This is a genomic window from Micrococcus sp. 140720015-1 (genome assembly GCF_053627595.1).
The window spans coordinates 76,323-94,308 of record NZ_JBSEYC010000006.1 but is presented as its reverse complement, the minus strand read 5'-3'; the positions used below and the strand labels follow the sequence as shown (position 1 = coordinate 94,308).

General features: G+C 73.6%; 18 protein-coding genes and 1 riboswitch. Of the genes, 10 read left to right on the top strand and 8 right to left on the bottom strand.

The genetic code is table 11. From position 1 onward, the window contains the following. Positions 1-97 precede the first annotated feature (97 nt). Positions 98-1,306 (top strand): acyl-CoA dehydrogenase family protein, encoded by a 1,209-nt coding sequence (locus ACUXPL_RS11050; protein WP_454183850.1) that lies wholly within the window; start codon positions 98-100, stop codon positions 1,304-1,306. Here ACUXPL_RS11050 and ACUXPL_RS11045 read toward each other — a convergent pair. Beyond that, positions 1,281-2,021: a YoaK family protein gene (locus ACUXPL_RS11045; RefSeq protein ID WP_454183848.1), complete on the bottom strand. Its 741-nt coding sequence runs from the start codon at positions 2,019-2,021 to the stop codon at positions 1,281-1,283. The genes ACUXPL_RS11050 and ACUXPL_RS11045 overlap by 26 nt on opposite strands. 89 nt (positions 2,022-2,110) lie before the next feature. Next, positions 2,111-2,482, bottom strand: a complete 372-nt coding sequence (locus ACUXPL_RS11040; RefSeq protein WP_454183846.1) for an ectoine synthase — start codon at positions 2,480-2,482, stop codon at positions 2,111-2,113. Between the two features lie 202 nt (positions 2,483-2,684). After that, positions 2,685-2,801: riboswitch (glycine riboswitch) on the top strand. Between the two features lie 161 nt (positions 2,802-2,962). On the opposite strand from ACUXPL_RS11040, the gene gcvP reads away from it, so the two are divergent. The 3 genes from gcvP to ACUXPL_RS11025 all read left to right on the top strand — a co-directional run bounded on the left by gcvP (position 2,963) and on the right by ACUXPL_RS11025 (position 8,028). Further along, positions 2,963-5,899: an aminomethyl-transferring glycine dehydrogenase gene (gene gcvP / locus ACUXPL_RS11035; protein ID WP_454183844.1), complete on the top strand. Its 2,937-nt coding sequence runs from the start codon at positions 2,963-2,965 to the stop codon at positions 5,897-5,899. A 12-nt stretch (positions 5,900-5,911) separates the two neighbouring features. After that, positions 5,912-7,078, top strand: coding sequence for a glycine cleavage system aminomethyltransferase GcvT (gene gcvT / locus ACUXPL_RS11030; RefSeq protein WP_454183842.1), 1,167 nt, complete (start codon positions 5,912-5,914; stop codon positions 7,076-7,078). A 116-nt stretch (positions 7,079-7,194) separates the two neighbouring features. Further along, positions 7,195-8,028: a thermonuclease family protein gene (locus ACUXPL_RS11025; RefSeq protein WP_180536828.1), complete on the top strand. Its 834-nt coding sequence runs from the start codon at positions 7,195-7,197 to the stop codon at positions 8,026-8,028. Between the two features lie 11 nt (positions 8,029-8,039). Here the strand turns inward: ACUXPL_RS11025 and ACUXPL_RS11020 are convergent, their stop codons facing one another. Next, positions 8,040-8,723: a response regulator gene (locus tag ACUXPL_RS11020; RefSeq protein WP_036383951.1), complete on the bottom strand. Its 684-nt coding sequence runs from the start codon at positions 8,721-8,723 to the stop codon at positions 8,040-8,042. Between the two features lie 151 nt (positions 8,724-8,874). Here ACUXPL_RS11020 and ACUXPL_RS11015 point away from each other — a divergent pair, with 151 nt between their 5' ends. After that, a complete protein-coding gene (locus tag ACUXPL_RS11015) occupies positions 8,875-9,048 on the top strand; it encodes a hypothetical protein (protein ID WP_406892197.1) in 174 nt (57 codons plus the stop codon). A gap of 21 nt (positions 9,049-9,069) precedes the next feature. After that, a complete protein-coding gene (locus ACUXPL_RS11010; RefSeq protein WP_454183839.1) occupies positions 9,070-10,329 on the top strand; it encodes a sensor histidine kinase in 1,260 nt (419 codons plus the stop codon). A 251-nt stretch (positions 10,330-10,580) separates the two neighbouring features. Here the strand turns inward: ACUXPL_RS11010 and ACUXPL_RS11005 are convergent, their stop codons facing one another. The 3 genes from ACUXPL_RS11005 to ACUXPL_RS10995 all read right to left on the bottom strand — a co-directional run bounded on the left by ACUXPL_RS11005 (position 10,581) and on the right by ACUXPL_RS10995 (position 13,113). After that, on the bottom strand, positions 10,581-11,066 hold the full coding sequence (locus ACUXPL_RS11005) for a hypothetical protein (RefSeq protein WP_020624818.1): 486 nt from the start codon (positions 11,064-11,066) through the stop codon (positions 10,581-10,583). Positions 11,067-11,155: 89 nt separating this feature from the next. Beyond that, positions 11,156-12,211: a hypothetical protein gene (locus tag ACUXPL_RS11000; protein ID WP_454183837.1), complete on the bottom strand. Its 1,056-nt coding sequence runs from the start codon at positions 12,209-12,211 to the stop codon at positions 11,156-11,158. A gap of 56 nt (positions 12,212-12,267) precedes the next feature. Next, positions 12,268-13,113, bottom strand: coding sequence for a hydroxymethylpyrimidine/phosphomethylpyrimidine kinase (locus tag ACUXPL_RS10995; RefSeq protein ID WP_180536832.1), 846 nt, complete (start codon positions 13,111-13,113; stop codon positions 12,268-12,270). Between the two features lie 131 nt (positions 13,114-13,244). Here ACUXPL_RS10995 and ACUXPL_RS10990 point away from each other — a divergent pair, with 131 nt between their 5' ends. The 3 genes from ACUXPL_RS10990 (at position 13,245) to ACUXPL_RS10980 (ending at position 14,926) form a co-directional block, all read left to right on the top strand. Next, positions 13,245-13,871 (top strand): DUF4126 domain-containing protein, encoded by a 627-nt coding sequence (locus ACUXPL_RS10990; RefSeq protein WP_454183835.1) that lies wholly within the window; start codon positions 13,245-13,247, stop codon positions 13,869-13,871. Then, entirely contained in the window at positions 13,868-14,191 is a 324-nt protein-coding gene (locus tag ACUXPL_RS10985; RefSeq protein ID WP_010079505.1) for a putative quinol monooxygenase, read from the top strand. Before ACUXPL_RS10990 ends, ACUXPL_RS10985 begins: the two co-directional genes overlap by 4 nt. Before the next feature lie 99 nt (positions 14,192-14,290). Continuing rightward, positions 14,291-14,926 carry a GNAT family N-acetyltransferase gene (locus ACUXPL_RS10980; RefSeq protein ID WP_454183833.1) on the top strand — a complete coding sequence of 212 codons (636 nt, stop codon included), beginning with the start codon at positions 14,291-14,293 and terminating at the stop codon, positions 14,924-14,926. 10 nt (positions 14,927-14,936) lie between these two features. Here ACUXPL_RS10980 and ACUXPL_RS10975 read toward each other — a convergent pair whose 3' ends face one another. Next, a complete protein-coding gene (locus ACUXPL_RS10975) occupies positions 14,937-15,542 on the bottom strand; it encodes a TetR/AcrR family transcriptional regulator (protein WP_454183831.1) in 606 nt (201 codons plus the stop codon). 126 nt (positions 15,543-15,668) lie between these two features. On the opposite strand from ACUXPL_RS10975, the gene ACUXPL_RS10970 reads away from it, so the two are divergent. Beyond that, entirely contained in the window at positions 15,669-16,883 is a 1,215-nt protein-coding gene (locus ACUXPL_RS10970) for an acyl-CoA dehydrogenase family protein (RefSeq protein WP_454183829.1), read from the top strand. 99 nt (positions 16,884-16,982) lie between these two features. On the opposite strand, the gene ACUXPL_RS10965 is transcribed toward ACUXPL_RS10970, so the two are convergent. Next, the gene (locus ACUXPL_RS10965; protein ID WP_454183827.1) at positions 16,983-17,924 is read right to left on the bottom strand and encodes an endonuclease domain-containing protein; all 942 of its coding nucleotides are present in this window, start codon (positions 17,922-17,924) and stop codon (positions 16,983-16,985) included. Positions 17,925-17,986: the final 62 nt, after the last annotated feature.

Below are 17,986 nucleotides of genomic sequence, written 5' to 3'. Positions count from 1 at the left end.
CTGGAACACTAGTGGCAGACCTGGATAGTTGGAAGTCCTACAGTCGGATTCGCGGCGAAACCGCCCGCCGTCGTCGGACCGCCCCCGAAGGAGAGCCATGACCGCCATCGCCGACCGCCCCGTCCCCGCCTCCGGCGCGCCCGCCGTCACCCCCGGCCTGCCCCACGTGGACCTGCTGCGCCTCCGGGACCGCCTCGAGCCGGCCGAGCGTGCCCGGCTCGACGCGATCGAGGACCACCTGCAGACTCGCGTGCGACCGCACCTGATCCGGTACTGGGACGCCGAGGAGTTCGCGTTCGACCTGCTGCCGGGCCTGGCCGAGCTGGGTCTGGGGCGCCTCGTCCTGGACGGCTCGTCCTCGCTGTTCCAGCAGCTCGTGCACGCCGAGATCGCCCGCGTGGACCTGTCCCTGTCCGCCCTCGTGGGCATCCACAACGAGCTCAACCTCGGCATGATCGCCGGCCTGGGCTCGGAGCGGCAGAAGGCCACATGGCAGGGACGCCTCGAGTCCTTCGACGCCCTCGGCGCGTTCTGCCTCACCGAGCCGGACCACGGCTCGGACATCGCCGGCGGCCTCGCCACCACCGCCACCCGCGACGGCGACGAGTGGGTCATCCGCGGCGCCAAGCGCTGGATCGGGGCCGGCACGATCGCCGACGTCGCGCTCGTCTGGGCGCGCGACACCGCCGACGGCGAGATCAAGGGCTTCGTGGTGCCCACCGACACCCCCGGCTACGAGGCCACCAAGATCAGCGGGAAGATGGGCCTGCGGATCATGCAGAACGCGGACATCACCCTGGACGTGCGCCTGCCCGCCGACGCGATCCTGCCCGGCGCCACCACCTTCGCCGCCACCCGCGCCCTGCTGCGCGACTCGCGCATGTGGGTCGGCTGGCAGGGCGTCGGCGCGCAGATGGGCGTGCTGGACGTGCTGCGCTCCTACGCGCTGCGGCGGGAGCAGTTCGGCCGCCCGCTGGCCGCGTTCCAGCTGATCCAGGCCCAGATCGCCGAGGTCGCCGGCAACCTGGCCGCCTCCGCCGGGATGATGCTCCAGGTGGACGCCCTGCGGCAGGAGGGGCGGATGGAGATGATGCACGCGGCGATGGCCAAGGCCACCTCGACCCGGCTGGCCCGGTCCTCGGCGGCGCTCGCCCGCGACGCCCTCGGTGGCAACGGCCTGCTCACGGAGCACGAGATCGCCAAGATCATGGGGGACGTGGAGGCCATCTACTCCTACGAGGGCTCCTACGGCATGAACACCCTGATCGTGGGGCGGGCCCTCACCGGCGTCTCGGCCTTCGTGTGAGCCACGCGTCCCGCAGGTCCTGGATCAGCGGGCGGTGGGCGATGAGCAGCAGCACGCCCGCCACCGGGATGACCACCTCGAAGCCCAGCCAGAGATAGCCGGCCGCGCCCGCCACCCCGCCCAGGAAGAACAGGGCCACGAGCAGCGCCAGCAGACCCACGCGCCGCGGCTCCCCGACGACGGGGGCCGCGGCCCCGGGGCCGTTGCGGTACAGGATCTTGCCGAGCTCGACGCCGATGTCCGTGACCATGCCCGTCACGTGGGTGGTGCGGATCGGCCACGCCCCGATGCGGGTGATCAACGCGTTCTGCAGGCCCATGGTGAAGCACAGCACGGCCACCACGACGAGCGGCCGGTGCGCATCGCGGACGTGCTCGGCCAGCAGGCCGAACACCAGCATGCCGACGCCCTCGAGCAGGAGGATGGTGGCGTAGCGCGAGCGGAGGCCGTTGACCCGGCCCCAGTTGAACACCAGCGCGCAGACGACCCCGCCCAGGATGAACATGGCCAGCGCGAGCAGGCCCGTGCCGACCAGACCCGGGGCGTGGAGGACCGCCGCGTCCGCCATGGACGCCACGATCCCCGTCATGTGGGACGTGTACGTGGCCACGGCGACGAAGCCCACGGAGTTGAGGATCCCCGCGATCGCGGTCAGCACCAGCGCCAGGTGGGTGTTGCGGCGCACGGTGCGCTCGGGGGCGCACAGGTCGAGCACCCCGCCACCCTACGGCTGGACGCCGCCGTCGGCACCGACGCGGGAGGCGCCGTCGTCGACGCCTCCCGTCACCGTGCCCGGGGTCGGGCTCAGTAGCTGGAGTAGCCGTCCTCCGACAGGGTGTGCTTCTCGTCGCCCGTGATGGCGGGGTTGAACACCGAGATCAGGTGCATGTCCTCGGTGCCGCCGCGCAGGTCGTGCGGCTCGTGGTCCGGCAGGACGTAGATGACGCCCGGCGTGATCTCGTGGACGGTGCCGTCCGGCTCCACCACGGAGCCGTTGCCCGCGATGCAGTAGCAGGCCTCCTGGTGGTGGCGGTACTGGAGCTTCGAGGACGATCCGGCGCGCACGATCGTGTGGGCGACGGCGAAGCCCATCTCGTCCTTCGCGGTGATGAGGCGTTCGGAGGTGCCTCCGCCCCACTCGACCTTCTCGACGTCGTTCCGGCTGCGGGTGTACATGGGTGGATCGCTCCCTCGGTCGGCTCCGGGGCGGAGGAACACGCCCGCCCGTCGTCGTCACGGTAGGCACGGGCGCGGGGGGCGACTCAACCCCTCCCGGACGCCCGTTTCCTCAACGAAAGCGCGTCGATCCGCCGCGCCCGGCCCCTCCCGGTCGCACTGTGACGCGGCCTACACGTGTGGGATACTGACGGCACGCCGCATGCCCCGCGCGGGAGAGCGTCGGCGCGCGTCCTGCCCCGGCCGGCCGCGTGAGCAGGCCGCCGAAGGAGCAAACCCTCCCCGGGAATCTCTCAGGCATCCGCACCGCGTGGGGTCAGGCGCTCTGGAAAGCGTCTCACTCCGCCGCGCCCGCGTCCGGACCGAGACCACCGACGGTGCAAGCCGCCCGCCCGGGCGTCGGAAACTCTCAGGTCCATGACAGAGCGGGGAGGAGCAGACCCACGCCGTGACCACGGCAGGATCCCCCGGAGGTACCCCGTGACCAGCCCCCAGACCACCGAGAGCACGACCGCGCTGCCCCACGAGCGCGTCGAGCCCAAGGACACCGCCTCGGCCCCCTTCGTGGCCCGCCACATCGGCCCGCGCCCCGCGGACGTCGCGCACATGCTGCAGACCCTGGGCTACGACTCGCTCGAGGCCCTCGTGGACACCGCCGTCCCCGCCGGCATCCGCCAGCCGAAGCCCCTCGAGCTGCCCGCCCCGCTGACCGAGTCCGCGGTCCTGGAGCAGCTGCGCGAGATCGCCGGCCGCAACGTCATGAAGACCCAGATGATCGGGCAGGGCTTCTCGGACACCGTCACCCCCGGCGTCATCCTCCGCAAGGTGCTGGAGAACCCGGCCTGGTACACGGCCTACACGCCGTACCAGCCGGAGATCTCCCAGGGCCGCCTCGAGGCCCTCCTGAACTACCAGACGATGGTCCAGGACCTCACCGGCCTGGACATCGCCAACGCCTCCCTGCTGGACGAGGCCTCCGCCGCCGCCGAGGCCGTGCTCCTCATGCACCGGGCCAACCGCCGCAGGACCGACGGCGTCACCCTCCTCGACGCGGACCTCTTCCCGCAGACCCTCTCCGTGGTGCGCCTGCGCGCCGAGGCCGTGGGCATCGACGTGCGCGTGGCCGACCTCTCCGCAGGCATCCCGGAGGACGTCCGCGCCGAGGTCGAGGAGAAGGGCCTGTGCGGTGTCGTGCTGCAGCAGCCCGGCGACTCCGGCCGCATCCACGACCACGCCGCCGTCATCGCGCAGGCCAAGGAGGCCGGCGCCCTCGTGACCGTCGCGGCGGACATCCTCTCCCTCGCCCTGATCACCCCGCCCGGGGAGCAGGGCGCGGACATCGCCGTCGGCTCCACGCAGCGCTTCGGCGTGCCCCTGTTCTTCGGCGGCCCCCACGCCGCCTACATGGCCGTGAAGGAGGGCCTGCAGCGCAGCATGCCGGGCCGCCTCGTGGGCGTCTCCCACGACGACGCCGGCAAGCCCGCCTACCGCCTCGCCCTCCAGACGCGCGAACAGCACATCCGGCGCGAGAAGGCCACGTCCAACATCTGCACCGCCCAGGCGCTGCTGGCGATCGTCGCCTCGATGTACGCCGTCTACCACGGCCCCCAGGGCATCGCCCGCATCGCGCGCCACGCCCACGCCCAGGCCGTCCGCCTGGCGGAGGCGCTGCGGGCCGGCGGCGTCGAGGTCGCCGAGGAGCACTTCTTCGACACGATCACCGTCCGCGTGCCCGGCCGGGCCGAGCAGGTCCTGCAGGCCGCCGAGGAGAACGGCGTGAACCTGCGCCTGGTGGACGCGGACACCCTGCGGATCGCGGCCGATGAGACCACCGTCGACGCCGACCTCGTGGCCGTCCTGACGGCGTTCGGCCTGGACGCGGGCTCCCTGCCGGCGGTCGCGCACGAGGGCGCCGTGGCCACCCCGGCCGTGCCGGAGGCGCTGCGCCGCTCCTCCGCGTTCATGACGCACCCGGTGTTCAACACCCACCACTCGGAGACGAAGATGCTGCGCTACCTGCGCCGCCTCTCCGGCTACGACCTGGCGCTGGACCGCACCATGATCCCGCTGGGCTCGTGCACCATGAAGCTCAACGCCACCGCGGAGATGGAGGCCATCTCCTGGCCCGAGTTCTGCTCCATCCACCCGTTCGCGCCCGACCACCAGACCGAGGGCTGGCGGTTCCTGATCGCGGACCTGGAGGCCAAGCTCGCCGAGATCACCGGCTACGCGGGCGTCTCGGTGGCCCCGAACGCCGGCTCGCAGGGCGAGTTCGCGGGCCTGTGGGCCATCCGCCAGTACCACCTGGCCCGCGGTGAGGGTGAGCGGGACATCTGCCTGATCCCGGCCTCCGCCCACGGCACCAACGCGGCCTCGGCCGTGCTGGCGGGGCTGAAGGTGGTCGTCGTCGCCACCGCCGACGACGGCACGATCGACGCCGCCGACCTGGACGCCAAGATCGCGGCCAACGAGGGCCGCATCGCGGCCATCATGATCACCTACCCCTCCACGCACGGCGTGTACGACGCCGACGTCAAGGAGGTCTGCGCCACGGTGCACGCCGCGGGCGGCCAGGTGTACATCGACGGCGCCAACCTCAACGCGCTCGTGGGCCTGGCCCAGCCGGGCGAGTTCGGCGGAGACGTCTCCCACCTGAACCTGCACAAGACGTTCTGCATCCCGCACGGCGGCGGGGGCCCGGGCGTGGGCCCCGTGGCGGTGGGCGAACACCTCGTGCCGTACCTGCCCTCCCGCGAGGCCCTGATGACCGCGGCCCCGCACGGCTCGGCCGGCGTGCTGCCCATCTCCTGGGCCTACATCCACCTGATGGGCGCCGAGGGCCTGCGCTCCGCCACCGCCCACGCGCTGCTGGGCGCCAACTACATCTCCCGCCGCCTTGCGCCCCTCTACCCGACGCTGTACACGGGCAACGACGGCCTCGTGGCGCACGAGTGCATCCTCGACCTGCGCGAGCTCACGGCCCGCACGGGCGTGACCGCCGAGGACGTCTGCAAACGCCTCATCGACTACGGGTTCCACGCCCCGACCCTGGCGTTCCCCGTGGCGGGCACGCTCATGGTGGAGCCCACCGAGTCCGAGGACCTCGAGGAGATCGAGCGGTTCATCGAGGCCATGGAGGCCATCCACGCCGAGATCACCGCCGTCACCCCGGAGACCGTGGCGGACTCCGTCCTGCGCCGCGCCCCGCACACCCTCAACGTCCTGATGGCCGACGAATGGGACCGCCCCTACTCGCGCGCCCAGGCGGGCACGCCGGTGCCGAGCCTGCGTCTGGACAAGTACCTGCCGCCGGTGGGCCGCATCGACGGCGCCTACGGCGATCGCAACCTCGTGTGCTCGTGCCCGCCGCCCGAGGCGTTCGAGGACGCCGTGGCCGACACCGCCGACGAGGACTGAGAGGATCACCCCATGAGCGATTCGACGCGCAACTCCCCGCTGCATCCGGTCCACGAGGCCGCAGGCGCCACGTTCACGGACTTCGGCGGCTGGAACATGCCCCTGAAGTACGGCTCCGAGCTGGCCGAGCACAAGGCCGTCCGCACCTCCGCCGGCCTGTTCGACCTCTCCCACATGGGCGAGGTCCGGGTCACCGGCCCGGAGGCCGGGGCCATGCTGGACCACGCCCTCTCGAGCGCGCTCTCCACGTTGAAGCCCGGCCGCGCCAAGTACGCCCTGTGCCTGACGGACGCCGGCACCATCCTGGACGACACGATCGTCTACCGGATGGACGACGGCGAGGCCGGCTCCGAGCCCGACTACCTGGTGGTGCCCAACGCGGGCAACATCGCCGCGGTCCACACCGCCCTGAACCAGCGGGCGTCGGGCTGGGACGCCGTCGTCGAGGACGAGTCCTCGACCACCGCCCTCGTGGCCGTGCAGGGCCCGCAGGCCGAGACGATCCTCGCCCGGGCCATGCCGGAGGCCGGGGCGCAGCTGGCCGAGCTGAAGTACTACGGCCACCTGACCCTGACCGTGCCCACGGACGCCGGCGACGTCACCGCCGTCGTCGCCCGCACCGGCTACACCGGTGAGGACGGCTTCGAGCTGTTCCTGCCTGCCGCCTCCACCGCCGAGGCCGGCGACCACGGCTCCGCCGTGTGGCACACGATGCTCTCGGCCGCGGACGAGGCGGGCGTGGAGCTGACGCTGTGCGGGCTCGCCGCGCGGGACTCGCTGCGCCTCGAGGCGGGCATGCCGCTCTACGGCAATGAGCTGGACACCGGGCACCAGCCGCACGCCTCCGGCGTCGGCTTCGCGGTGCCCGCGAGCAAGGAGGCCGACTTCGTCGGCCGGTCCGCGCTGGTCGGCAAGGACGACGTCGAGGAGGTCGTCGTGGGGCTGCAGGGTGCGGGTCGGCGTGCCGCCCGGCACGGCTACGCCGTGCTGGACGAGTCCGGGGAGCGGGTGGGCGAGGTGACCTCGGGCGCCCCCAGCCCGACCCTCGGACACCCCATCGCCCTGGCCCGCGTCCGCCGTGACGTGGCCGCCGAGGGCACGTCCCTGCAGGTGGACCTGCGCGGCCGCGGTGAGCCGTTCACCGTGGTGGCCACGCCGTTCTACCGCCGGGAGCGCTGAGCCCGACGCAGCCGTCCCTCGGCCCGCCGCTCGGCGGTCCCGGGGCCCTTCGCTAGACTCGGGCTCCGGGCCGTCGTCGCGGCCCCCGTCCCGCCGTCCACCTGCAGGAAGTCCGCATGACTCACGTCGCCGCCCGTGCCCGGGTCCCCCTGAAGGGGCTGCTGGTCTTCCTCGTCGTCGCCGCCGTGCTGCTCCTGCTGGGCATCGTCAGCGTCCTCCGCGGCGTGGCCGCCGACGCCGCCCGCGTGGACATCGTCTCCGTGCTGGACGGCAACACCGTGGTGGTGAACCAGGGTGGCACCGAGCGGACCGTGGTCCTCGCCGGCGTCACGAGCGCGGGCCGCAACCCCGAGGGCCTCAAGGTCGGCCCCGACCTCTGCATGGGGGAGGAGTCCTACGCCTGGCTGCGCGATCGGCTGCCGCAGGGGGCGACCGCGAGCATGACCACCTCGGACGAGGGCGCGCCCGAGGGGATGGAGAGCGCGGTCATCTCGATCGGCGGCAGCACCGTCAACGTGGCCATGGCGGAGGCCGGCATGGCCGCCCCCACGGAGGTCGCCGTCAGCGAGCGCCTGGCGGAGGAGATCGCGGAGGCCAATCAGGAGGCCGTGGGCCGTGGCGTGGGGCTCTACGACATCGAGGAGCCCTGCACGTACCAGAACCTGCTCTACGAGGCCCAGTTCGCGCTGGACCAGATCCCGGAGGACGCGGAGGCGTCGCTGACGAAGATCGACGAGCGATCGGTGGAGTACGCGGCCGGCCTGGACCAGGTGCGCCTGGTGCAGCAGGAGGTCCGGGCCCTCGACCCGGAGAACGGCACGTTCGCCGACCTCGCCTACGGCCCGGCCAAGGAGTCGCTCCTGGCCGAGGCGGACCCGGTGGTGGAGCACGGGATGCAGGTCCTGAAGGACCTCAACACGCGGCGCAACGAGATCGCGGCCCGCGGCTGACCCCGCCGCGCTCAGTCCAGGGCGAGTGTGACGAGCCCGAGCTGGGCCGCGCGGATGATCAGCTGGACGCGGTCGCGGACCTCCAGCTTGGCCATGATCCGCGTGAGGTTGGCCTTGATCGTGGACTCGGAGACGAAGAGGTTCGCGGCGATCTCCGGGTTCGACTGGCCCCGGGCCAGCAGCCGCAGCACGCCCAGCTCCCGCTCGGTGAGGTCGGAGCCGTCGGGGCTGCCGGGCTGCACCGGGGTGGGGCCCACCGTCGGCCGGTCCCGCTCGATCGAGGCGAGCAGCTTGGTCGCCACGGCGGGGGAGAGCACGGACTCGCCGCGATGGACGGCCTGAATGGCGCCCAGGATGGCCGGCGGCTCCGCGTCCTTGAGGAGGTAGCCGCCCGCTCCGGCGCGCAGAGCCGGCACGAGGTAGTCCTCGGACGTGAACGTGGTGATCGCCAGGACCCGGATCTCGGGGTGGGCCTCCTTGATCCGGCGCGTGGCCTCCACCCCGTCCATCAGGGGCATCTGCATGTCCATCAGGACCACGTCCGGCTCGACGGCGGCGCACGCCTCCACGGCCTCGGCGCCGTTGGCGACCACGCCCACGCAGGTCATGCCGGGGGCGGAGGCGACGAGCACGCGGAGCGCGCCGCTCATGAGCGGCTGGTCGTCGGCGATGAGGATGCGCAGCTCTTCGGACACGCACGTCAGCGTAACCGGTGCTGTGGCGCATGCCTCCTCGCGGGCGCCGGGGCAAGGCGGGGGTGTCCGCTGGCCGTCATCTGCGCCATGCCGCAGCGCGGCCTGTGCGCGGCGTGCACCACTTGTGACGGGCGTCATACATACTGGGGCCATGAAGACTCGCGCTCTCCTCGCTTCCGCTCTCCTCCTCGCCTCCACCCTCGTCGGGGCTCCGGCCGCCGCCGCCTCGGCCGCCCCGGCCGAGGACGACGTCGTCACGACCCAGGGCCTCACCAAGGGCACCAAGGAGTGGACCTGCCGCCACTTCGGCATCTGGTGCGACTGACCCCGGGTCGGTCCGCCCCTGATGCCTGATTCGACCCCGTCGACTCCCTCCGTCCGGAGCGGCGCGCCCTCCCGAGCGCGCCGCTCCTCGGCGTGGCGCCAGGCGCGCAGCCTGCGGTGGCGCGCGTTCTGGGCCGCGGCGCCGCTGAGCCGCGTCTATCTCGCCTTCGGGTCGGCGTTCCTGCTCGCCTCGACCGCGTCCGACCTCGGCCTGATCGGCCCGGGCCTCGGCGTCATCCCGGTCCTGGACGGGATCGCCATCGCGTCGGCGACCGGCGCCTTCCTCGCCCAGTGGTGGCGCAGCACGGTGGGCTTCGCCCTGCTCCTGCCCGGGGCCGTCGCGACCGTCGCCGGCGGTTCCGAGGTGCTGTTCGCCGTCGTCGCGCCCGTGGTCCTCGGGGCCGTCGCGGCGACCGCCCGTTCCTGGGGGTTCGTCGTCACGGCCGCCGTCCTGGCGCTGGCCTGGTGCGTCGGCCAGCCGTTCGCGGTGGGTCAGTCGAACGCGACGTGGTTCATCCTGCTGCTCATGTCCATGGGCCTCGGCGGCGGGCTCTTCATCCGCGAGAGCCTGGCCCGGCGGGAGCGGGATCGCCGCCGGGTGTTCGAGGCGGAGGAGCGGGCCCGGCTGGCCGCCGAGGCCGAGCGTCGCTCCCTGGCCCGCGACCTGCACGACGTGGTCGCGCACAACCTCACGATCATCTCGATGCAGGCCCGGACGGCACGCTACCTCGGCACCCCGGGGGCGGCTCAGGGCGTGCTGGACGTGGTGGGCGACTCCGCGAAGGACGCGCTCCGGGACCTGCGGCGCATGCTCTCCATCCTCCAGGAGGACGGGATCGTGGACCCGAGCGGTGAGCCGGGCGCCGCGGGGGGTGCGGACGGGGCGACGTCCGCAGATCCGGTGCTCTCCGTGGCGCGCCTGGCCGAGGAGCTGCGCAGTCTCGGAATGACGGTGGAGACGGACGTCCGCTGCGACCAGAGGGCGATGCCGATCTCCGTGCGCTCCACCCTGCACCGGGTGCTCCAGGAGGCCACCACGAACGTCGCCAAGCACGCCGGCGAGGGCGCGCGCGTGCGCATCGAACTCCGCGACGCGGGGTCGGACGTGGTGCTCGAGGTGGAGAACACCGTCACCGAGCAGTCCGGCCCGCCGCGGTGGAACTCCTCCGGTGTGGGCCTGAACTCCATGCGGGATCGCGTGGCCACCTTCGGCGGCACGGTCGAGGCCGGGCCGGGGGGCTGGGGGTGGCGGGTGCGCGCGGTGCTCCCCCGGTCCGTCTGACCGGGGCCGGCGCCGTCGCAGCCGCGGACCACCCTCATGTGAGCTGCCTCACATCAGGGCCCGAAAGTCTGCACCTTCCGCCACTGTCGGGGGCGCCGTCGTCCCTCCTAGAGTGGGTCATGCCCCATTGAGACGGTGCACAGTGCGAATCACGAGCCGGGATACATGCCTGAGGGGATGCGGGCCCCGGACGCGGTTCCGAGAAGGACGATGGCCATCCGGCCATCGTCCTTTCTCGTTGTCGGGAGTGCTCAGGCCGGCTCGGCGGGCGAGGGCTCCGGGGTGACCGTGCGGACGAGGGGACGGGCCGCCGTCCGGCCCAGGGCCATGAGCACGGCGGCCGGGAAGCCGATCACCGGGATGAGCATCGGCAGGATGCCCGCCGCGCCCTGGGTGAGCACCACCAGGCCGTAGAGCATGCCGATCAGCGCGTACGCCAGCACGTGGACCCACTGGTTGAGCACGTGCCGGAACGCCCAGTTCACGAGCAGGCACAGCGGCAGCCCCACCACCAGCCCGGCGACTCCGACCACCGTCAGCAGCGGTGTCAGGCTGCCGAAGGCCTGCAGGCCCGGGACCACGGCCAGGATCGCCACCACGGCGGCCATCACCAGGTTGGGCAGCAGCCAGGCCACGAGGAATCCGTTCAGTCCCATGCGCAGCTGCGGGCGGGGGCCGGAACGGGCCGCGCGGCGGCGGGCACGGGCGGCGGACGCGACCGGGGCGGGGGTGGTCATGGCGGGAACTCTCCGGGAGGGGATCGACGACGTCGGGCGGGTCCCCACTGTAGTGGGCCGGGCTGGACGGGCCCCGGGAGAGCCCCGGGTCAGGCGCGCCGGTCGCCGTCCACGTGGAAGGTCAGGTCCTCGACGCCGGGGAAGGACTCGATCTCCTGGAACGCGTCCCAGGCGTCGCTGTCCGCCTCGGCGTCCGCGGGCAGGGTCACCGTCAGGGCGCCGATCTCCCCGTCGATCACCTGCAGGCGCAGCTCGAGTTCGTGCCCTCCGGCGGAGCCGGAGGCGAAGCGGCCGCGGACGGGCCAGACGCAGTCGTTCGGCACCGCGCGCCGGACGTCGTCGTCGGTCTCGACGACGAGCGGCACCCAGTCCGGGACCTCGCCGGCTTCACGGATGGCCTCGGCCACCGAGGTGACGGTGCGCGCGTGCGGCAGCTGGGAGCGCAGCGCCTCAGCCCCGGGCAGGTCCCGGCCCTCGGCCAGCGTCGGGTCGAGCAGGGTCTCGAGCAGGACGCGCACCTCGACCGGCAGCTCGGCGGTGGCCTCCGGCTCGACCTCGTCGACCGTGTCCTCGTCCAGGCCGGCGGGTCCGGTCACGGCGAGCTCGACGGCGTCGCGGCGGGTCCGGCGGGCGTCCTCGTTGGCCAGCAGCATCGCCAGGGAGGCCGCTGCGGCCAGCGCGACGCGCGGGGCGGGGACGCCGGCCCGCTGGAGCCCGCGCACCACGGCGCCGTCGATCCGGTCGTTCAGGCCGGTGGTGCGCAGCGCGACCGCCGCGACCGCGCCGCCGACGGCCAGTCCGCCGAGCCCGCGCAGGGCGCGCGCGGCGGGGGAGGGGACCACCTCACCGTCGGCGATCGCGGCGGTGTGGAGGGCGCTGGCGGTCTCGGCCGCGAGGAACGTGCCGCTGACGGCGGCCTCGAGCTCTGCGAGGGCACGACGCTCGCGCCCCCGGCGGGCGTGCGGATCCAGCAGGGTGAGCCCGCCGACCACGGCCGCCGCCGCCAGCCCGTAGAGCCGGCCGCCCGGGGCGAGGGCGCGCTGGCGCAACGCGGGGAAGACTGACTCTGCGCCCTCGAGGGGAAAGTACGACGCCGAGTAGTGGACCTCGCCGGAGGCGGGGCGGGCGGGGGAGGGGAGCTTCATGCCCCCAGTGTGGCGCACCGCCCGGCTCAGGACGAGTCAGCGGCCCCCGCGCGCGCTCACGCGGAACGCAGGCCGCCCTGCCACAGGGCGGCGAACGGCGTGCGGCCCTCCACCGCCTGCGCGATGCCGGCCCGCACGAACTCCTTGGCACGGCGCGCGGCCTCGAGCGCGGTGGCGCCCTTGGCCAGCTCGGCGGTGACGGCGGCGGCGAGCGAGCAGCCCGCACCGGAGACGCCGGACTGGCCGATCTTCGGGGCGGAGAGCACCTCCACGGTGTCCCCGTCCACGAACACGTCCACGGCGTCCGGGCCGGGCAGGTGCATCCCGCCCTTGGCCAGGACGGCCGCGCCGGAGATCTCGTGGATGCGCCGAGCGGCCGCCGTCAGGTCCTCGACCGAGCGCACGGTCATGCCGGAGAGCTGTTCCGTCTCGAAGTGGTTCGGGGTGGTGAACGTGGCCAGCGGCAGCAGCTCGGCCTTGAGCGCCTGGTCCGTGTCCAGGGCGTGACCCGGCTCCTGGCCCTTGCAGATGAGCACGGGGTCCAGGACCACGTGGTCCCACTCGGTGCGGCGCAGGGCCGCGGCCGAGGTGCGGATGACCTCCGGGGAGCCCTGCATGCCCAGCTTCACGGTGCGCAGCAGCTCCGGGTAGTCGCCCTGGATGGCGTCGAGCTGCTGCTGGAGGATCTCGGTGGGCACGGGGAAGAAGCGGTGGTTCCAGTCGTCCTCCGGGTCGAAGGAGACGATGCAGGTCAGCGCCACGATGCCGAAGACGCCCAGTTCCTGGAACGTCTTGAGGTCGGCCTGGGCGCCGGCGCCGCCGGTGGCCTCGGACCCGGCGATGGTCAGGGCGAGCGCGGGGGCGGAGGCGGAGTGCTGGGGGGAGTGAGCGGTCTGGGGCATGCGCCCATGGTAGGTCCGGCCCCGGACGGGAAGCGCCCGACGGCCGGCGGTGTTCACTGGGGAGCGAGGGTCCTCGGACCCGGAGCGTCCGCCCGGGCGCCCCGAGCGACCCGCGACGGAAGGGGACGGACGTGCTCGAGTTCCTCACCGGCACGGGCCTGGCCACCTCGGCCGGGCTCAACGCCTACATCCCCCTGCTCGCCCTGGGTCTGCTGGACCGGTTCACGGGGCTCGTCGACCTGCCCGCGGGCTGGACGTGGCTCTCCGCCGACGCCTCCCTCTGGATCCTCGGCGTCCTGCTCGCGCTCGAGCTCGTCGCGGACAAGATCCCCGGGGTGGACGCGGTCAACGACGCCGTCCAGACGGTCGTGCGCCCCGCGGCCGGCGGCATCGTGTTCGCCTCCGGCGTCGGCACCGAGACGACGGCGGTCCACGACCCCGGCGCCCTCTTCGCCGGGTCCGGCTGGGTGCCGGTGATCATCGGCGCGGGCATCGCGCTCGCGGTACACCTGGCCAAGGCCGGCACCCGCGTGGGCGCCAACACGGTCACGGTGGGGGCCGCCGCGCCCGTGCTCTCGGCGGCCGAGGACGTCTCGGCGGCCGGCCTCGTCGCGGCCGCGCTGTTCCTGCCGGTGCTGGTCGCCGTGCTGGTGGTCGCCGTCGTCGTGGGCCTGTGGCTACTGGCCCGGCGGTTCCGCGCCCGGCGGACGCGAGGCCGTGCCGGGGCCGCCGCGGGTGGGCCAGAATGGACGGCATGATCCTCATCAACCTGAAGTTCACCGTCCAGCCCGAGCGTGCCGACGAGTGGATGGACGCCGTCGCGAAGTACACCGCGGACGTGCGTTCCGAGCCCGGCAACCTGTTCTTCGAGTGGTACCGCCCGGTGGAGGGTGGCCCCAACGAGTACTTCCTGCTCGAGGGGTTCACGGACGAGGGTGCGCAGGCCCACGTCGCGTCCCCGCACTTCCAGGAGGGCCTGGACGCGATGCGCCCGCTGCTGGCGAGCACGCCCCAGATCATCTCCGAGCAGGTCGGTGCAGAGGGCTTCGGCCCGATGGGCGAGCTGCAGATCGACTGAGCCCGCCCCCGGCCGGAGGAGGCGACGGCGCCCGCGTCACGAGCGTGACGCAGGGCGCCGTCCCTGTATCCGGGGTCACACCCCGGCTACGGTGAGCGCATGAGCGCCGAGCAGAGCAGCACCCAGACCCCCGGCTACCGTGTCGCCCACGTCCCGGCGGGCCAGGATCTCGGCCACCGCTGGTCCACCCGCGAGGCCGATCACGACGATCCGGCGGACCGGCGCGCCGTCCGCCAGATCGCCGAGCTCGCCTTCGAGTCCACGGCCGAGGCGGACCTCGTCGAGGAGCTCGCCGGCGGCGCGGAGGGCTGGCTGCCCCAGTACTCCCTCGTGGCCATGACCGCCGCGATCCCCGGCACGGACCTGCAGTCGGACCCGATGGGCTACGGCACCCTGGTCCGGGCCCACATCGACGACGCCGAGGTGCTCGCCCTCGCTCCGCACGGCGTCCTGCCCGAGCATCAGGGCGAGGGCGCCGGCACCGCGCTCGTCAACGCCCTGCTGCAGAAGGCGCAGGCCGACGGCGAGGAGGTCGTGGTGGTCTACGGCTGGCCCGAGTACTACGCGAAGTTCGGCTTCCACCAGGCCTCCGAGCACGGCGTGCACGCGGCCTTCGCCCGGCAGCCCGAGGCGCTGCAGGTCCTCACGCTCCAGGACGGGGCCGAGGTGCCGGCCGGCGAGTTCCGCTACCCGCCCGCGTTCGGGGCGGAGAACGCGCAGGTCGCCGGCCGCTGAGAGCCCGGCGTCAGCCCAGGAGTCGGCGCACGGCGGCGAGCGTCCGTTCGGCCTCGGCCGGCTCGGCCGTGAGCCGCGCGATGACCTCCGCGAGGTCCGCGCGCAGGCCGGCCTCGGCGTCGTCGGCCGGGGCGTGGAGCCACGCCCGCAGGGCGCGGTTGTGGACGGCCACCACGGCCGCCGCCAGCCCGACGGCGACCCCGCCGCGCGCGGGCGTGTCGGGCAGGGCCGTGGCGAGCCAGTCGGAGAACAGCTCCGTGTAGCGGTGCGAGGTGAGCAGCTCGCGCGTGCGCAGCGCCTGGGAGCCGCGCAGCAGGCGGGCGCGCGCCCGGGCCCGGTCCGGATCGGCGGTGTGGTGCCGGAAGACCTGGAGGACCGCCTCCTCGAGGGCCTCCTGCACGCCGAGGGAGGTGCCGCGCAGGAAGTCGTCCAGGCGGGCGAGCAGCGCCGCATGGTCGGCGAAGACCACCTCCTCCTTCCCTCCGAGGTGGCGGAAGAAGCTGGCCCGGCTCATGCCGGCCTGGCGGGCGAGCTGGTCGGCCGTGACGGCGTCGTAGCCCTCGCGGTCCAGCAGGTGGATCAGGGCGGTGAGGGTGTCCTCGGCGGGCGTCGTCATGCGGGTCATGGTGCCACGGGCGCGGCCCGAGGGTGAGACTGCGTCTGAATCTGTGAGATGGCGTGTCAGCCGGTGTACGGTGATGACGGACACACCCATCTCTCCGACCCCGCCCGGGAGGCCACCATGACCGAGACCCTGCCCACCGTCGAGCCCGAGTACGACGTCGCCACGCCGCTGGACACCGACTTCTACCTGGCGCTCGCGGACGTCTCCGACGCCGAGAAGGACGTGTGGCGTCGGGCCCGCGCCTTCGCGCTCGAGCCGGACGTGCTGCCCCGGATCCGGGAGGCGTGGGACCGTCACGAGTACCCGCTGGACCTCGTGGCCCGCCTGGGGCAGGCCGACCTGCTGCGCGACGGCGTCCCCGTGGACGGGCTGCCCGACGTCTCCCGCGTGGCCGCGGGCCTGGCCATGATGGAGCTCTCGCGCCTGGACGGCTCGATCGCCACGATGACGGGAGTGCAGGGCGGTCTGGCCATGCGCTCGATCCAGCTGTGCGGCAGCGAGGAGCAGCGCGCCGAGCACCTGCCGGCCATGGCGCGCGGCGAGCTCTACGGCGCCTTCGCCCTCACGGAGCCGACCCACGGCTCTGACTCGGTCTCGCTGGAGACCCGCGCCGAGCGCGTCGACGGCGGCTGGCGGCTGCACGGGCACAAGAAGTGGATCGGCAACGGGGCCGCCGGCGGCGTGACCGTGGTGTGGGCGCGCAGCGCCGAGGACGAGAAGGTCCGCGGGTTCATCGTGCGCCAGGAGTCCGAGGGCTACACGGCCGAGGTCATCAAGGGCAAGGTCGCGCTGCGGGCCATCGACCAGGCCCACATCACCCTCGACGGCGTGTTCGTGCCCGACGCCGACGTCCTGCCCGAGGCCCGCTCCTTCAAGGACACCTCCCGCGTCCTCTTCGCCACGCGCGTGGGCGTCGCGTGGTCCGCCCTCGGGAAGGCCGTGGGCTGCTACGAGGCGGCGGTGCAGTACGCGGGGCAGCGCGTCCAGTTCGGCCGACCGCTGGCGGCGGCGCAGAACGTGCAGACCCGCCTGGCCGAGATGCTCTCCCAGCTCACCCAGGTCCAGCTGCTCGTGCTGCGTGCGACCCGGCTCGAGGATGAGGGACGGCTCACCGGGCCGATGGCGTCCATGGCCAAGTACTCGGCGACGCGCGCGGCGCGGTCCATCGCCGCGAACGCGCGCGACCTGCTCGGTGGCAACGGCATCCTCATCCAGAACGAGGTGGCCCGCCACTTCGCGGACATCGAGGCGATCCACACCTACGAGGGCACCGAGACCGTGCAGGGGCTGATCATCGGCCGCGAGATCACGGGGGTCGGCGCGTTCGTGTGAGATGACGCGAGCGGGGCGGCGGCGTGAGCCAGAGATTTCTGCTGGTACGCACGCCCCCCGCTCGCCGATTCGTCTGGCTCGGCGACCGATTCGTCTGGCTCACGCAGGCAGAGGGAGCCGCAGGTGGGCGGCGAGGTCGCGCAGCAGGGCGTCGAGGCCGCGCCGAGTGACGACGCTGGCGGTCACGCGCAGCACGATCCACCCCTCGGCCTGCATCCGGCGGTCGCGCTCGATGTCACGGCGCCATTGCTGCGGGTCCGTCCGGTGATGATCGCCCTCGTACTGCACGCAGACGCGGGCCTCCCGCCACACCAGGTCCGGCCGGACGGTGGACCCGTCGCTCAGCAGCAGCAGCGGATTCACCTCCGGCTCCGGCACACCCGCGTGGGTCAGCGCCAGGCGCAGGAGCGTCTCGGCCCTCGAATCCGCGCCGTCCCTGAGCAGCGGCAGGGCCGCTCGCAGGGTCCGCGTCCCTCGCCTGCCGCGCACCCGGAGCACCTCCGCCTCCAGATCACGCACGATGCACCGTGGGTGCTCGCCGGGGTGACGCCGGCCCGCGGGGCCGTCAGCGCGTTGCAGCAGGCTGTCCCCGGCGGCGACGACGTCGCCCAACGGCAGACCCAGCTGCGCCAGCGCCGCCCAGGTGGCGGCCGGCGTCGTGATCCGCACCCCGGCACGCACCAGCACGGGGTCCTGCGGGTGCAGCTCATGCCCGACGACGCCGCTGCGGCGCGGCGCCCCGCCCTCGGCCCGCGTGCGCGCCAGATGGATGGGGCCGCGCTCCCACTGCCGCGGCAGCCACATCCCCCAGAGGCGAGCGGCGGTGGCGTGGGTGGCCGCGGTGCCGGGGTTCGTCCGCTGGAGGGCGCGGACGACGTCGGCCAGCGAGGGCTGACCCCCGGAGGTGTGCCGCAGCCCGTGGTGCGGGGCGTCGAACCGGGGGCCGCGCAGCTGCGAGGCCGTCAGACCGGCCTGCAGCCCCGCGGCGACCGGGAAGACGGGGCCGAGGGCGTCGTCGTCGTGCGGAGGAGGTGCGACCATGCCGCCAGCGTGCCCTTCCACGGGCGGGCCCGGTGCCGCGACGGCGTGGGCCGTGGAGGGCG

Coding starts and splice junctions, on each gene's coding strand:
- ACUXPL_RS11050 (WP_454183850.1), top strand. CDS start 98: ATGACCGCCATCGCCGACCGCCCCGTCCCCGCCTCCGGCGCGCCCGCC.
- ACUXPL_RS11040 (WP_454183846.1), bottom strand. CDS start 2,482: ATGTACACCCGCAGCCGGAACGACGTCGAGAAGGTCGAGTGGGGCGGA.
- gcvT (WP_454183842.1), top strand. CDS start 5,912: ATGAGCGATTCGACGCGCAACTCCCCGCTGCATCCGGTCCACGAGGCC.
- ACUXPL_RS11025 (WP_180536828.1), top strand. CDS start 7,195: ATGACTCACGTCGCCGCCCGTGCCCGGGTCCCCCTGAAGGGGCTGCTG.
- ACUXPL_RS11015 (WP_406892197.1), top strand. CDS start 8,875: ATGAAGACTCGCGCTCTCCTCGCTTCCGCTCTCCTCCTCGCCTCCACC.
- ACUXPL_RS11010 (WP_454183839.1), top strand. CDS start 9,070: ATGCCTGATTCGACCCCGTCGACTCCCTCCGTCCGGAGCGGCGCGCCC.
- ACUXPL_RS11005 (WP_020624818.1), bottom strand. CDS start 11,066: ATGACCACCCCCGCCCCGGTCGCGTCCGCCGCCCGTGCCCGCCGCCGC.
- ACUXPL_RS11000 (WP_454183837.1), bottom strand. CDS start 12,211: ATGAAGCTCCCCTCCCCCGCCCGCCCCGCCTCCGGCGAGGTCCACTAC.
- ACUXPL_RS10995 (WP_180536832.1), bottom strand. CDS start 13,113: ATGCCCCAGACCGCTCACTCCCCCCAGCACTCCGCCTCCGCCCCCGCG.
- ACUXPL_RS10985 (WP_010079505.1), top strand. CDS start 13,868: ATGATCCTCATCAACCTGAAGTTCACCGTCCAGCCCGAGCGTGCCGAC.
- ACUXPL_RS10980 (WP_454183833.1), top strand. CDS start 14,291: ATGAGCGCCGAGCAGAGCAGCACCCAGACCCCCGGCTACCGTGTCGCC.
- ACUXPL_RS10975 (WP_454183831.1), bottom strand. CDS start 15,542: ATGACGACGCCCGCCGAGGACACCCTCACCGCCCTGATCCACCTGCTG.
- ACUXPL_RS10970 (WP_454183829.1), top strand. CDS start 15,669: ATGACCGAGACCCTGCCCACCGTCGAGCCCGAGTACGACGTCGCCACG.
- ACUXPL_RS10965 (WP_454183827.1), bottom strand. CDS start 17,924: ATGGTCGCACCTCCTCCGCACGACGACGACGCCCTCGGCCCCGTCTTC.